This window comes from Nocardiopsis terrae, assembly GCF_014651695.1.
GTDB classification, from domain to species: Bacteria; Actinomycetota; Actinomycetes; order Streptosporangiales; family Streptosporangiaceae; genus Nocardiopsis; species Nocardiopsis terrae.
Map to the genome: position 1 here is coordinate 45,589 of NZ_BMXJ01000008.1, position 13,797 is coordinate 59,385.

Consider the following 13,797-nt stretch of genomic DNA (forward strand, 5'->3'; position numbering starts at 1 on the left):
CTCAGCACTCGATGACGTTGACGGCGAGACCGCCGCGGCTCGTCTCCTTGTACTTGTCCATCATGTCGCGGCCGGTGTCGCGCATCGTCTTGATGACCTTGTCCAGGCTCACGAAGTGGCTGCCGTCGCCGCGCAGGGCCATCCGGGTGGCACTGATCGCCTTGACGGAGGCGAGCGCGTTGCGTTCGATGCACGGGATCTGGACCAGACCGCCGATCGGGTCACAGGTCAGACCCAGGTTGTGCTCCATGGCGATCTCCGCCGCGTTCTCCACCTGGGCCGGTGAGCCGCCCAGTACCTCGGCCAGGCCGGCGGCCGCCATCGAGGAGGCCGAACCCACCTCTCCCTGGCAACCCACCTCGGCGCCGGAGATGGACGCGTTCTGCTTGAACAGGATGCCGATGGCCGCGGCGGTCAGCAGGAACCGGACCGCGCCCTCGTCTCCCGCGCCCGGGCTGAAGTGCAGGTAGTAGTGCAGCACCGCGGGAACGATCCCCGCCGCGCCGTTGGTCGGGGCCGTCACCACGCGCCCGCCCGCGGCGTTCTCCTCGTTGACCGCCAGGGCGTACAGCGTGATCCAGTCACTGCCGCGCATCGGGTCCGGATCCACGTGGGTGGGGGCGAGCAGGCCGTGCTCGTCGCAGTTGCCGCCCAGTTGGCGGTACAGGCGGTGCGCCCGGCGGGGCACCTTCAGACCGCCGGGAAGGCTGCCCTCGGTCATGACCCCGCGGCGCACGCACTGGCGCATCGCCGTCCAGATCTCCAGCAGCTCGGAGCGGATCTCGTCCGGGGTGCGGCCGAACGCCTGCTCGTTGGCGAGCATCAGGGCACTGATCGACATGTCCGTCCGCTCGCACAGGCGCAGCAGTTCCTCGGCGCTGTCGAAGGGGTACGGGACCACGGTGTCGTCGGCCTTGATCCGGTCCGCGCCCGCGGCCCGCTCGTCCACGACGAAACCGCCGCCCACCGAGTAGTACACCTTGGCGGCGACCTCGGCCCCGTAGGAGTCCAGCGCCACGAACCGCATCCCGTTCGGGTGGTCGGGCAGGCTCTCCTTGCGGCGGAAGTCCACGTCGACGGAGGGGTCGAACGCGACCGGGGGACCGTCGGGACCGCCCAGGTACAGGGTCCGCTCCGAGCGGACCCCCTCCACCAGGCCCGGGACCGCGTCCACGTCCACCCCTTCGGGGGTGTGCCCCATCAGTCCCAGGACCACGGCCGTGTCGCTGCCGTGCCCCTTCCCGGTGAGCGCGAGGGAACCGTAGAGTTCCGCGCGCAGGTGGTGGACACGCCCCGCGACTCCCTCCGAACGGAGACCGGACACGAAGGTCCGGGCCGCCTTCATCGGGCCGACGGTGTGTGAACTGGACGGTCCGATACCGACCTTGAACAGGTCGAAGACGCTGATGGCCATGCTGTCCTCCTCGTTGAGCACAGGGGTCGGGCCGTGGGGGCGGCGCCGTGTGGGCCGTTGGCGACCCACACGGCTGGGTACTGCTACAGGTTCGGGTAGAGCGGGCGCTTGGCAGCCAGGGCGCTGACCCGGTCGCGCAGGGCGCCCTCGTCGAACTCCGGCTTGAGCGCTTCGGCGATGACGTCGGCGACCTCGGTGAAGTCACCCTCGTCGAAGCCGCGCGTGGCCAGGGCCGGGGTACCGATCCGCAGCCCCGAGGTCACCATCGGCGGCCGCGGGTCGTTGGGGACCGCGTTGCGGTTGACCGTGATGCCGACCGAGTGCAGCCGGTCCTCGGCCTCCTGCCCGTTGAGCTGGGAGTCCACCAGGTCGACCAGGACCAGATGGACGTCGGTGCCGCCGGTCAGGACCTTGACCCCGACCTCGGCCGCGTCCGGCTGGGTGAGCCGCTCGGCGAGGATCCGGGCGCCGGCCACCGTGCGGCGCTGGCGCTCGGCGAACTCCTCGCTCGCCGCGACCTTGAACGAGACCGCCTTGGCCGCGATCACGTGTTCCAGCGGACCGCCCTGCATGCCGGGGAAGACCGCGGAGTTGATCTTCTTTCCCAGCTCGGCCTTGGCCAGGATCATGCCGCCGCGCGGACCGCCGAGGGTCTTGTGCGTCGTGGTGGTGACCACGTCGGCGAACGGCACCGGGTTGGGGTGCAGCCCGGCCGCGACCAGACCGGCGAAGTGCGCCATGTCCACCATGAGCAGCGCGCCGGCCTCGTCGGCGATCTGGCGGAACTTCGCGAAGTCGAGCTGGCGCGGGTAGGCGGACCAACCCGCGACGATCATCTTCGGCTGGTGCTCCTTGGCCAGCGCCGCGACCTCGTCGTAGTCGACGGTGCCGTCCTCGTCGCGCACGTGGTAAGCCACGGCGTTGAGGATCTTGCCGGAGTAGTTGATCCGCATGCCGTGGGTCAGGTGGCCGCCGTGGGCCAGGTCCAGACCCAGGATCGTGTCACCCGGCTTGAGCAGCGCGAAGTACACGGCGGTGTTGGCCTGGGCACCGGAGTGCGGCTGTACGTTGGCGTGCTCGGCGCCGAACAGGTCCTTGGCGCGGTTGATCGCGAGCTGCTCGACCACGTCGACGTGCTCGCACCCCCCGTAGTAGCGACGGCCGGGGTAGCCCTCCGCGTACTTGTTGGTGAGGACGGTGCCCTGGGCCTCCAGAACCGCCTGGGGGGCGAAGTTCTCCGAGGCGATCATCTCAAGGGTGTCGCGCTGGCGGCCCAGCTCGGCGTCGACCGCGGCCGACACCTCGGGGTCCAGCTCGCTCAGGCTCTGGTTGAGCAGGTTGTCGCTGGTCATGCTAGTTCTCGCCTTCGGTCAGCTTGGTGTACTCCTCAGCGGAGAGAAGGTTCGCGGGCTCCTCGGAGATCCGCACCCTGAACAGCCAGCCGCCCTCGAAGGGGGCGGAGTTGATCGTCTCGGGGGCGTCCTCGAGGGACTCGTTGACCTCCACGACCTCTCCGCTCACGGGCGAGTAGACGTCGCTGACGGACTTGGTGGACTCCACCTCGCCCGCGGGCTCACCCGCGGTGACCTCGGTGCCGACCTCGGGGGCCTCGACGTAGACGATGTCGCCCAGCGACTCGGCGGCGAACGAGGTGATCCCGACTGTGGCGATCCCGTCCTCGACCACGATCCACTCGTGTTTGGCGGTGTAACCCAGCTCCGTGGGAACGCTCACTTCAACTCTCCTTGGAGGTGTTCCATTTGTCTGCCGTGCGCCCGTACGGCGACCCGGCCCGGCCTACGCCCGGCCACGCCCCGACCGTGCCGGTCCCTCGTGGGGATCCAGCCGTGCGGTGCGTGCAGGCTCTCGGGGGCCCTCGTCGGACCCCCGCTTCCTACGACTGCCGCTTGTAGAACGGCAGCTCGACCACGTCGACTTCCTCGCCCCGTCCGCGCACGTCCACGGTGAACGTGCCGGTCGAGGTGTCGAGGTCGCCGTCCACGTAGGCCATGGCGATGGGGCGGCCCAGGGTGGGGGAGGGGGCGCCGCTGCTGGTGACTCCGACGACGGTTCCGTCGCGCAGCACGTCCTGGCCCTTGCGCAGCGGGCGGCGGCCGCGGGCGGCGAGCCCGATCAGGCGGCGCTCCCGTGCGGTACGCGAGGCCTCCTCCAGTGCGGCGCGGCCGACGAAGTCGCCCGGCTTGTCGAACTTGACCACACGGCCGAGCCCGGCGTCGAAGGGGGTGAGTTCGGAGGTGAGCTCCTGGCCGTAGAGCGGCATCCCGGCCTCCATCCGAAGGGTGTCCCGGGAGGAGAGCCCGGCCGGGACCAGCCCGTGCTCGGAGCCCCGGGCCATCAGCGCGGCCCAGACCTCGGGTGCCCGGTCAGCGGGCTTGACGAAGATCTCGAAGCCGTCCTCACCGGTGTATCCGGTACGGGCGAGCAGGACCGGAACCCCGGCCACGGTGTGCTCGTACCCGGCGTAGTAGCGGATCTCGTCGAGGTCCGCATCGGTGAGCGGAGCGAGGATCTCCACGGCGCGCGGGCCCTGGACCGCGATGAGCGAATAGGCGGCGGACTCGTCCGCGACCTCGACGTCGAAGTCCGAGGCGCGCTCGGCCAGGGCGGAGGCGACGACGGGCACGTTGGCCGCGTTCGCCACGACCAGGTACTCCTGCTCACCGAGCCGGTAGACGATGAGGTCGTCCAGGACACCGCCGTCCTCGGCGGTGATCATGGTGTAGCGGGCGCGCCCCACCTTGACCTTGGAGAGGAAGCCCACCAGGGCGTAGTCGAGGGCCTCGGCGGCCTGCGGGCCGGTCAGCCGGATCTCGCCCATGTGGGAGAGGTCGAACAGTCCGGCGGCCTCACGGACGGCGTTGTGCTCGACGGTCTCGCTGGAGTAGCGGAGCGGCATCAGCCACCCGGCGAAGTCGACGAGTGTGGCCCCGGCCTCTTCGTGGGTCTTGTGCAGCGCCGTGAGACGCGGCGCGGACATGGGCTCTGACATGGGCACTCCCGAGAGGATGGGCGTCGTGTCGTACGTAAGGCGTTGCCATCCTCCCCCTCTGTCATGGGTGCCTGAGAGCTTCACCGCGCGCTCGGCGTGGTTTGCACCTTCGGCGAGGGAGCAGGTCCCTGCTTTCCAGAGTGGTCTCGCCCGTACGGTCCGCTGTGCCTGAGAGGTTGTCATCGGGGAGGATTGCTCCTTCGGCGGCCCACGCTGGATACGCGGGCTCTCTCCCGTACGGGGTCAGCAACACGTTCAGCCTAGCAGCGGCGTCACAGGGCGCCCAAGACTGACCGACCGGTTCGGCCCCACCGCCGGGCGGCCCGGCAGTGGCGGTAGGCACGGTGGGGCGGCGGCCCGCTGGCGGGTTCCGGGGAACGGGCTCGGTCGCGGCGCGGCCCCGCGGCCCGATCGGGGTCTCGTGAAGCGGAGGACGCGGCCGTCGGGCATGCCCTAGCTTGGTGGGGGACGTTCCTTCGGACACCCTGTGGAGGAGACGAGTGCGTACCGACACCGAACACGTTCCCGGCAGGTCCGGGCGGACCCGGGTCCGGCTCGCCGCCGGTGCGGCGGGTTGCGCCCTCGGTCTGGCCGCGTCCGCCTGCGGCGGGGACGGTCAGACCGCCGAGCGGGCCGAGGGGCGCGCCGGTGAACCCGTCGCGCTGGGTGACGTGGAGACCGTGGAGCGCGCCGACCTCGAAGCGGTCTTCGCCGAGGCCGGGGTGGACGGGACGTTCGTGCTCTTCGACGCCGAGGACCGGTCCGCGGTCGTGGTGAACCCTGAGGGCGCCCGGGAGCGGGCTGTGCCCGCCTCCACCTTCAAGCTGCCGAACACGCTCATCGCCCTCCAGACCGGTGAGGTGACCGGTGTCGACGAGGTCGTCTCCCCCGCGGAAGGGGAGGAGATGAGCCTGCGCGAGTCCCTGCCCTCCTCCGACGTGCCGGTCCACCAGGAGATCGCCGACCGGATCGGGCACGAGCAGATGACCGCCTGGGTGGACCGGTTCGACTACGGCAACCGGCAGGTCGGCGAAGAGGACAGGATGGACCGTTTCTGGCTGGAGGGTCCGCTGGAGATCTCCGCGCTGGAGCAGGCCACCTTCATCGCCGAACTGGCCCGTGCCGCGCTGCCCGTGGACGTCGGCCACCAGCACGCGATGCGCGAACTGCTGATGATCGAGGAGGGTCCGGACCACCAGCTCTTCGGCCGGACGGGTCTGGGCGCGGAGGTCGACTCCGTGCCGGGCTGGTGGGTCGGCTGGGTCGAACGCGGGGACGACCTGCACACGTTCGCGCTCCGGTTGGAGCTCGAGGACGCGGGTGACGCCGATCTGAGTGAACCGTTGGGCCGTGAACTCCTGGTGGCGCTGGAGGCTCTTCCCGCGCGGTAGCCGCGCTTCCCGTGGCCGGGTCCGTCCGGGGCCCGGCGGATCACGCCGGACCCCGAACCGGTCAGACGGTGTTCTTGCGGCGCTGGCGCACGGCCTCGGCGAGGTTCTCCAGCACGCCCCCGGTGGTCTCCCAGCTCATGCACTTGTCCGTGATGGACTGGCCGTAGGTGAGTTCGGCCGGGTCGCCGAGCTTCTGCGCGCCCTCCTCGATGAAGCTCTCCAGCATCACACCGACGACGCCCTTCTCGCCCTCGGCGACCTGGGCGGCGATCTCCCGGGCCACGGCCGCCTGGCGGACGTGGTCCTTGCCGCTGTTGGCGTGGCTGGCGTCGATCATCAGGCGTCGCGGCAGACCGGCGCCCTCGATGACGCCCAGGGCCGAGCCGACCGAAGCGGGGTCGTGGTTGGGGCCGCTGCGGCCGCCGCGCAGGATGACGTGGCAGTCCGGGTTGCCGTCGGTGACCACGACCGAACCCGCTCCCGCGGGGTCCACACCGAAGAAGGTGTGCGAGGCGGCCGCGGCGCCCACGGCGTCCACGGCGACCTGGACGTCGCCGTCGGTGCCGTTCTTGAAACCGACCGGGGTGCTCAGGCCGCTGCTGAGCTGGCGGTGTACCTGGCTCTCGGTGGTGCGGGCGCCGATCGCGCCCCAGGACACCACGTCGGCGATGTACTGGGGGGTGATCGGGTCCAGGAACTCGGTGCCCGCGGGCAGTCCGATGGCGTTGATGTCCAGCAGCAGTTTGCGGGCGGTGCGCAGGCCGCGGTGCACGTCGTAGGTGTCGTCCAGGCCCGGGTCGTTGATCAGGCCCTTCCAGCCCACCGTGGTGCGGGGCTTCTCGAAGTAGACCCGCATGACCACGCACAGTTCGTCGCTGACCGAGGGCACCAGCTCCTTGAGCCGGCGGGCGTAGTCCAGGGCCGACTCCGTGTCGTGCACCGAGCAGGGGCCGACGACGACCAGGAGGCGGTCGTCCGTACCGTCCAGTACGCGCTTGACCTCGGTGCGCGAACTCTCCACGAGCTCCGTGCTCTGGTTGCTCATCGGCAGTTCCGCGAGCAGGTCCCGGGGGGCGATGAGTGGCTTGTAACTCGCCACCCGTGTGTCGTTGGTGCTCGTCATCGTTTCCCCTAGGTCCCGTCGGGTTGGTCGTCTCGCAACAAAACCGTAGCGCGGCCGCACACGGTCGGTGCGGCCGCGTCGGCATTTCGACGGTGGGCGGAGGATGGGAAAGGCCACACCGGAGCATTTCCGAAGAAGGCGTCTCATTATTTGAGACAAGAATGCACGGTGGCCATTCCTCCGAAGGCACTGCAGATGCCGGCGGCTCAGTCCTTCGGCTCCGGGAAGTCCTCCTCCCAGAACTCGCGCGGGTTGCGCGTGCCGTCGGTGACCGTGCCGCGTTCGGCCTCGGCCCGGCGCAGCTGCACCCGTCGGATCTTACCCGAGGAGGTCTTGGGAAGGTCGGTGAACTCCAGGCGGCGCACCCTTTTGTACGGGGACAGCCGCCCGCGCGCGTACTCCAGGACGGCGCGGGCGGTCTCGGCGTCGGGCGGCGCGCCCTCGGCCGGGGCCACGTAGGCCTTGGCGACCGACAGCCGCAGCGGATCGGGGGAGGGGACGACCGCCGCCTCGGCCACGTATTCGTGCTCGACCAGAACACTTTCCAGCTCAAATGGTGAGATGCGGTAATCCGAGGCCTTGAACACATCGTCGGACCGGCCGATATAGGTAATGTAACCGCGCGAATCCCGGGTGGCGATGTCACCGGTGCGGTACATGCCGCGCCGGGTCGCCTCCCGGGTGCCCTCGGGGTCGTCGGAGTACCCCCGCATCGCCCCCACGGGTTCGTTGGACAGGTCCACGCAGATCTGCCCCGAGTCCGAACGCTCCTCGGTCTCCTGATCGATCAGGACGATGCCGTAGCCGGGCAGCGGCCGTCCCATCGAGCCCGGAACCACTTCCTGGCCCGGGCCGTTGCCGATGACCATGGTGGTCTCGGTCTGCCCGAACCCGTCGCGTACCGTGATCCCCCACGCCGCACGGATCCGGTCCACGATCTCCGGGTTGAGCGGTTCCCCCGCGGACACCGCCTCGCGCAGTCCGACCTCCCACGCCTCCGGTCCGGCCTGCAGGAGCCTCCGCCAGACCGTCGGCGGCGCGCACAGGCTGCTCGCCCCGCACCGCACCACCGCGTCCAGCAGCGCAGCCGGATCGAACCGCTCCCGGTTGACCACCAGCACCGTCGCCTCGGCGTTCCACGGCGCGAACACGCTGCTGTAGGCGTGCTTGGCCCAGCCGGGGGCGGAGACGTTCAGGTGCACGTCGCCGGGGCGCAGGCCCAACCAGTACATGGTGGACAGGTGGCCCACGGGGTAGGAGCGCTGCGTGTGGGTGACCAGTTTGGGGCGCGCGGCCGTGCCGGAGGTGAAGTACAGCAGCAGCGGGTCGTCCGGCCCGGCGGGTCGCGGCGGAGTGAAGTCCAGCCCCGCGTGCTCGGAGTCCGGGTAGCTGAGCCAGCCGTCCATGTAGCCCACGCAGATCCGTGTCCAGTGCCCGTCCAGGTGCTCGAACCGTTCCGTCTCGGCGGGGGAGCAGACCACGTGCGCGACGTCGCCCCGGTCCAGCCGGTCCACCAGGTCGCTCTCGGACAGGTTGGTCGCGGTCGGGGTGACCACGGCGCCCAGCTTGATCGCGGCCAGCATGGTCTCCCACAGCTCGACCTGGTTGCCGAGCATCAGCATGATCCGGTCCCCGGGGTGCACACCCTGGCCGAGCAGCCAGTTCGCCACCTGGTTGGACCGCTCCGACATCTGCCGGTAGGTGTGGTGGACCTCGGTGCCGTCCTCCTCCACCAACCAGAGCGCGGTCCGGTCCGGGCGGGTGGCCGCCACCAGGTCGAAGTGGTCCAATGCCCAGTTGAACCGTTCAGGTCTGGGCCACTCGAACTCCCGGCACGCGGTCTCCTGGTCCTCCCGGTGCTGCAGGAGCAGGTCCCGCGCGGCGCGGAACTCCCGTGCCCCCTCGGACATCTCTTTCGACATCGAAGGCCTCCGTTTCGGGTACGGCGCGCCGAGCGCACCGCCCACGGGCCCCCACCGCCGTGCGAGCGGATGGGGCGGGGTGTGCCCCTGCGGTTCTACCCGCAACGGGCCGCTTCGACCCATCGCCCCGCCGGCGCCCGTGCTTTCGGGGGTTTGCCGGGTGCGGCCGGGGCCTGCCCACCGCGCAACGGCACCTCTAGGATGTTTCCCCATGGAGGAACTACGCGGGCACCATGCCATCTGGCGCTTCGACGAGGAGAGGGTGCGCATCGGGTTCGGCACCGGGCGCAAGGTGCCGCACCTGTGCAGGGCACTCGGCCAGTGCTCGGTTCCGCTGGCCGCCGTACGCGAGGTGGACTTCGACCCCGGCGACCGCAAACAGGGGTGGCGGCTCCGGGTGCGGCTGGTGGACGGGGCCGACCCCTACGCGGGCCTGGAGACCGTGGGCACCGCCGCCCCCGCCACACCCCTGGTGCTGACCGGGCCGCATGACCGGGAGCTGGTCGCCGAGTACTGCGCCGACCGGCTCACCGAGTCCGCCCGTTACGCACGCGAGGTCCGCGGGGCGCCGCTCGACCTCTCGGAGGTCGCCATGGGACTGGTGGTCAGGCCGCCCTTCCAGGCGCGCACCGGAGAGGGTTCCGTCTCCTTCGACGGCGAACGGGTACGGCTCCACTGGGACGGCTGGATGGCGAGCACCGCCAAGGGGCAGGAGAAGTCGCGTGAGTTCCCGCTCTCCGAGATCGAGTCCCTCCAGTGGTCCCCGCAGGTCGACTTCGGCGAGGGCTTCCTCCGCGTGGTCCTGCGCGGAGCGACCATCCCCGAGGCCTCCGGCCTCGAACACGACTTCTTCACCCTGGTCTCGCACGGGCCCAAGGGCAGCGACGAAACCCTCCTGATGGCCGCCACCGTCAACAGCCACATCGCCCTGGCGAAACAGGAGCCCGGGGAGGAAGCCGGGGAGGAGCCCGCCGCCCTGGCGGCGGGCGCGGCCGACGGCAGCGACGAGATCTTCGCCAAGATCCGGGAGCTCGGCAACCTCCACGCCGAGGGGCTGCTGACCGACGAGGAGTTCGGCACCAAGAAGGCTGAGCTCCTGGGGCGGCTCTGATCCCGGTCCGGCCCCGAACACGACCCAGCCACGAACAGCACGAAAGGTCCCACGCCTTGCGCACCTTGTACCCGTCCATCGAGCCGTACGACTCGGGCATGCTCGACGTCGGTGACGGACACCGCGTCTACTGGGAGCTGTGCGGCAACCCCGCGGGCAAACCCGTGGTGTTCCTGCACGGCGGCCCGGGCGGCGGCTGTACCCCCGACCACCGTCGGCTCTTCGACCCGGAGAAGTACCGCATCCTCCTGTTCGACCAGCGCAACTGCGGGCGTTCCACCCCGCACGCCAGTCGTATGGACGTCGACCTGGCCACCAACACCACCTGGGCGCTGGTCGAGGACATGGAGCGCCTGCGCGAGATGATCGGCGTGGACGCCTGGCAGGTCTTCGGCGGGTCCTGGGGCAGCTGCCTGGCCCTCGCCTACGCGCAGAAGCACCCCGAGCGCGTCACCGAGCTGGTCGTCCGCGGCATCTTCACCCTGCGCGACCAGGAGCTGCGCTGGTTCTACCAGGAGGGCGCCTCCCACCTCTTCCCGGACCTGTGGGAGTCCTACCTGGCCCCCATCCCGGAGGAGGAGCGCGACGACCTCATCGCCGCCTACGCCCGCCGCCTGGAGTCCCAGGACCGCAGGACGCGGCTGGATGCCGCCCGCGCGTGGAGCGTGTGGGAGGGGTCGACGATCACGCTGCTGCCCAACCCCGCGCTGCGCGAACACCACGCGGACGAGGACTACGCACTGGCCTTCGCCCGGATCGAGAACCACTACTTCCACAACAAGGGCTTCCTCACCCCCGAACAGCTCATCGAGGGCGCGGAACGGATCCGGCACATTCCCGGGGTGATCGTCCAGGGCCGCTACGACGTGTGCACCCCGATGCGCACCGCCCACGACCTGCACCGGGTCTGGCCGGAGGCGGAGTTCCACGTCGTCGACGACGCGGGGCACGCCTTCAGCGAGCCCGGCATCCTGCACCAGCTGATCGAGGCGACCGACCGCTTCGCCAAGTAGGGATCCGTGGCTAGGGTGAGGCCACCCGTGCCCCCCCAGGGCCGCCGCCCGGCCACGGGCGGCGGCCCGCGGACGAGAGGAAGGCAGTATGCGAGTCGAGGTCGACTACGACCAGTGTGAGAGCAACGCCCTGTGCATGGCCGCGGCCCCGGAGGTGTTCGAGGTCAGGGACGACGACTTCCTCTACCTCCTCACCGAGGAGCCGGACGAGGGACTCCGCGCGAAGGTGCTCCAGGCGGAGCGGATGTGCCCCAAGGGAGCCATCACCGTGACGGGGTAGCCCCGGCCGCGGCCATGGCTTCCTCCCATGTGGTGGGTTTCTCCAGCAGGCCGCGGTAACGCATGGTGCGCGGGGTGGAGCGCAGGCCGAGCACCCCGGTGAGCATCCCCCCGCGCCCCAGGAACGCGACGAACTTCCGGTCCTGTGGTGACCCGTGCACGAAGGCGACCTGATCGGCGGGGGCGCCCTGCCCCAGCAGCTGGACCTTCCTCTTGTACTGGTCGGACCAGAAATAGGGCACCGGGGTGAAGGGCGTCCGCCCCGTCCCGGCGAGCAGGTTGCGGGCGGCCGCCTCGCCCTGCTCGCTCGCGTTGGTCCAGTGCTCCAGCCGGATCCGGCCGCCGTAGCGCGGGTGCGGCCAGTTGGCCAGGTCACCGACCGCATACACGTTCGGCACCGAGGTGGCGGAGTACTCGTCGCACACCACCGAGCCGTCGTCGAACAGCTCCACGCCCGAGCCGCGCAGCCACTCGGTGTTGAGGTGGACCCCCACCCCGGCCACCACCAGGGAGGCCTCGATCGCGGAACCGTCCGCTAACCGGACGCGTTCCACCCGGCCGGCACCCTCGAACCCGGTCACACCCGCGCCCAGCCGCACGTCCACACCGTTCTCCCGGTGCAGGTCGGTGAGGACCTCCCCGACACGCGGGTCGACCACCCTGGTCAGCGGGGTGGGAGCGGCCTCCACCAGGGTGACCTCCATCCCCACGGCACGGGCGCTCGCGGCGACCTCGGCCCCGACGAACCCCGCGCCGACCACCACCAGGTGTCCGCCGGAGTCGAAGGCCGCACGGATCGCCTCGGCGTCGTCCAGGGTGCGCAGGACGTGCACCCCGGCCAGGTCGGTGCCGGGGCGCCGGGCCCGCGCCCCGGTGGCCACGATCAGCCCGTCGTAGCTCAGCGAGCCCCCGCCGCCGGGTCCGGCCACGCGCAGCTCCCGGGCGGCCGGGTCCAGCCCGACCGCCCTCGTGTTCGGCCGGAAGTCCAGGTCCAGGCCCTCGACCACGGCGTCCTCACGCAGCCGCAGGGCGCGGTGCCCGACCAGCCACCCCGGGCCGCCGTGCGCGGGGTCCATCCCGACCCCGGTCAGGACCTCCTTGGACAGCGGGGGTCGTGAGTAGGGCCGGTGCGGTTCCTCCCCGACCAGGGTCAGACGCCCCTCGAAGCCGTGTTCCCGCAGGGCCTCCGCCGCGTGCAGCCCGGCCATGCCCGCACCGGCGATGACGATCTCGTTCAGGGTGTCCGACACCGTGTTTCCTTTCCGTCTCCCGGGCTCTGGACCCCAGGATGCACTTTCCACCTCAGCCGAGGGGATTTCTCGCCTGCCTCCACCCCAGGGGGTGTTCCTTCGTTCGGGCGCGGGAGTGTTCTGCAAGACGAGTCAAGCCGCCGACAGGTACGGGTACCGCGCCGTAGGCGTCCGTTGAGGGTGGTGGCGGGCGACGGGTGGGCGAGCCAGGCGCAGACGAGGATGAAGAACATCTCCCCTCAGGCGCCCGAACACGGGCCGAAGCGCCAGCGGAGGCCCAAAGAGAACACAGCCCCAAACCAGCACTACAACCCGCGGACTTCGCCGACGGTCCGGCCGCCGCCCTGGATGGGAGTGGTCAGGTGCTCCTTGACGGGTGCGACGTCCACGCCCAGGCCCCGGAGGGCGGTGAGGCCTACGAGGACGCGTGCGCGTTCCTCGGCGTCTCCGTCGCTGATCTTGACGGCGACCGTCTCACCGGTGGGCACGTTGAGCACGAGTACGCCGTCGGCGCCGATCTTGGAGACCAGGCCGGGCATACGGGTCATCAGTTCGGTGTCGATGCGGTCGGTACCCGAGACGTACTCGGGGTGGGCGCTCATCGCTTCGATGATGGTCCGCTCGGAGCTGCCCTCGGGGGACAGGCGCATGCCCTGGATACCTCGGGCGAGGCCGACCAGGGAGACCGCGAGTTGTGGCGCTCCGCAGCCGTCGACGGCGGTGTGTGCGATCCTCTCGCCGCACATGTCCTCGGTCGCTTCGCGTACCAGCACCTGGAGCGGGTGTTCGGGGTCGAGGTAGTCGTCGGTGCTCCACCCCTGGGCGACGCAGGCGGCGAGCATGCCCGCGTGCTTGCCGGAACAGTTCATGTACCGACGTTCGGGGGAGCGGCCCGCGGCCAGGAAGGCCTTCCGGGCGGCGGCTCCGCCGGGGACGGCGGGCGGGCACCGGAGGGCTTCGGCGGTGAGTCCGGCGGCGGCCAGGATCCGCTCGGTCTCGGCTGCGTGGAAGTCCTCGCCCCCGTGGCTTCCCGCGGCGATCGCGAGGGAGGTCCCCTCCAGCGGGGCGCCGGCGCGCAGTGCGGCCAGTGCCTGGAAGGGTTTGGCGGAGGAGCGGGGGAACATGGCGTCGTGCACGGGTCCGCGTGCGTAGGCGACCTCACCTTCGGCCGAGAGCCCGACGACCGCGCCGTAGTGCACGCCTTCGCGCATTCCGGAACGGACGACTTCCGCCAGGGGAGCGTAGCTGGGCAGCGGAGCCTGGTTCATGTGGTTTCTCCTCGCC

The 13,797-nt window shown here is 70.7% G+C and carries 12 protein-coding genes and 1 riboswitch; of the genes, 4 read left to right on the forward strand and 8 right to left on the reverse strand.

Annotated features, from left to right (window positions below):
- Position 1: 1 nt before the first annotated feature.
- The 4 genes from IE195_RS22200 to gcvT all read right to left on the reverse strand — a co-directional run bounded on the left by IE195_RS22200 (position 2) and on the right by gcvT (position 4,424).
- On the reverse strand, positions 2–1,414 hold the full coding sequence (locus IE195_RS22200) for an L-serine ammonia-lyase (protein WP_191274815.1): 1,413 nt from the start codon (positions 1,412–1,414) through the stop codon (positions 2–4).
- Between the two features lie 83 nt (positions 1,415–1,497).
- Positions 1,498–2,766, reverse strand: a complete 1,269-nt coding sequence (gene glyA, locus IE195_RS22205) for a serine hydroxymethyltransferase (protein WP_191274817.1) — start codon at positions 2,764–2,766, stop codon at positions 1,498–1,500.
- A gap of 1 nt (position 2,767) precedes the next feature.
- Positions 2,768–3,148, reverse strand: a complete 381-nt coding sequence (gene gcvH, locus IE195_RS22210) for a glycine cleavage system protein GcvH (protein ID WP_191274819.1) — start codon at positions 3,146–3,148, stop codon at positions 2,768–2,770.
- A 160-nt stretch (positions 3,149–3,308) separates the two neighbouring features.
- The gene (gene gcvT, locus IE195_RS22215; RefSeq protein ID WP_191274821.1) at positions 3,309–4,424 is read right to left on the reverse strand and encodes a glycine cleavage system aminomethyltransferase GcvT; all 1,116 of its coding nucleotides are present in this window, start codon (positions 4,422–4,424) and stop codon (positions 3,309–3,311) included.
- Positions 4,425–4,569: 145 nt separating this feature from the next.
- Positions 4,570–4,670, reverse strand: a riboswitch (glycine riboswitch).
- Positions 4,671–4,924: 254 nt separating this feature from the next.
- On the opposite strand from gcvT, the gene IE195_RS22220 reads away from it, so the two are divergent.
- Positions 4,925–5,815 (forward strand): penicillin-binding transpeptidase domain-containing protein, encoded by an 891-nt coding sequence (locus IE195_RS22220; protein WP_191274823.1) that lies wholly within the window; start codon positions 4,925–4,927, stop codon positions 5,813–5,815.
- Between the two features lie 61 nt (positions 5,816–5,876).
- Here the strand turns inward: IE195_RS22220 and IE195_RS22225 are convergent, their stop codons facing one another.
- Together IE195_RS22225 and IE195_RS22230 are read right to left on the reverse strand one after the other, a co-directional pair.
- On the reverse strand, positions 5,877–6,938 hold the full coding sequence (locus IE195_RS22225; RefSeq protein WP_191274825.1) for a 3-deoxy-7-phosphoheptulonate synthase: 1,062 nt from the start codon (positions 6,936–6,938) through the stop codon (positions 5,877–5,879).
- A gap of 206 nt (positions 6,939–7,144) precedes the next feature.
- Complete coding sequence (locus IE195_RS22230; protein WP_191274827.1) at positions 7,145–8,860, reverse strand: AMP-binding protein; 1,716 nt, start codon at positions 8,858–8,860, stop codon at positions 7,145–7,147.
- Positions 8,861–9,071: 211 nt separating this feature from the next.
- Between IE195_RS22230 and IE195_RS22235 the strand changes: the two genes are divergently transcribed.
- From IE195_RS22235 to IE195_RS22245, 3 genes are all read left to right on the forward strand, one after another.
- Positions 9,072–9,971: a DUF4429 domain-containing protein gene (locus tag IE195_RS22235; protein ID WP_191274829.1), complete on the forward strand. Its 900-nt coding sequence runs from the start codon at positions 9,072–9,074 to the stop codon at positions 9,969–9,971.
- Positions 9,972–10,027: 56 nt separating this feature from the next.
- Positions 10,028–10,984, forward strand: a complete 957-nt coding sequence (gene pip / locus IE195_RS22240; protein ID WP_191274831.1) for a prolyl aminopeptidase — start codon at positions 10,028–10,030, stop codon at positions 10,982–10,984.
- A gap of 88 nt (positions 10,985–11,072) precedes the next feature.
- The gene (locus IE195_RS22245) at positions 11,073–11,264 is read left to right on the forward strand and encodes a ferredoxin (RefSeq protein WP_191274833.1); all 192 of its coding nucleotides are present in this window, start codon (positions 11,073–11,075) and stop codon (positions 11,262–11,264) included.
- Here IE195_RS22245 and IE195_RS22250 read toward each other — a convergent pair.
- Both IE195_RS22250 and IE195_RS22255 read right to left on the reverse strand, forming a co-directional pair.
- Positions 11,248–12,513 carry an NAD(P)/FAD-dependent oxidoreductase gene (locus tag IE195_RS22250; protein ID WP_191274835.1) on the reverse strand — a complete coding sequence of 422 codons (1,266 nt, stop codon included), beginning with the start codon at positions 12,511–12,513 and terminating at the stop codon, positions 11,248–11,250. The two genes, IE195_RS22245 and IE195_RS22250, sit on opposite strands and share 17 nt — an antisense overlap.
- Before the next feature lie 305 nt (positions 12,514–12,818).
- A complete protein-coding gene (locus tag IE195_RS22255) occupies positions 12,819–13,781 on the reverse strand; it encodes an asparaginase (RefSeq protein ID WP_191274837.1) in 963 nt (320 codons plus the stop codon).
- Positions 13,782–13,797: the final 16 nt, after the last annotated feature.

Bases quoted from the DNA above. Each gene is read 5' to 3' on its own strand.
- IE195_RS22200 (WP_191274815.1), bottom strand. From the start codon at position 1,414: ATGGCCATCAGCGTCTTCGACCTGTTCAAGGTCGGTATCGGACCGTCC.
- glyA (WP_191274817.1), bottom strand. From the start codon at position 2,766: ATGACCAGCGACAACCTGCTCAACCAGAGCCTGAGCGAGCTGGACCCC.
- gcvT (WP_191274821.1), bottom strand. From the start codon at position 4,424: ATGTCAGAGCCCATGTCCGCGCCGCGTCTCACGGCGCTGCACAAGACC.
- IE195_RS22225 (WP_191274825.1), bottom strand. From the start codon at position 6,938: ATGACGAGCACCAACGACACACGGGTGGCGAGTTACAAGCCACTCATC.
- IE195_RS22230 (WP_191274827.1), bottom strand. From the start codon at position 8,860: ATGTCGAAAGAGATGTCCGAGGGGGCACGGGAGTTCCGCGCCGCGCGG.
- IE195_RS22235 (WP_191274829.1), top strand. From the start codon at position 9,072: ATGGAGGAACTACGCGGGCACCATGCCATCTGGCGCTTCGACGAGGAG.
- IE195_RS22245 (WP_191274833.1), top strand. From the start codon at position 11,073: ATGCGAGTCGAGGTCGACTACGACCAGTGTGAGAGCAACGCCCTGTGC.
- IE195_RS22255 (WP_191274837.1), bottom strand. From the start codon at position 13,781: ATGAACCAGGCTCCGCTGCCCAGCTACGCTCCCCTGGCGGAAGTCGTC.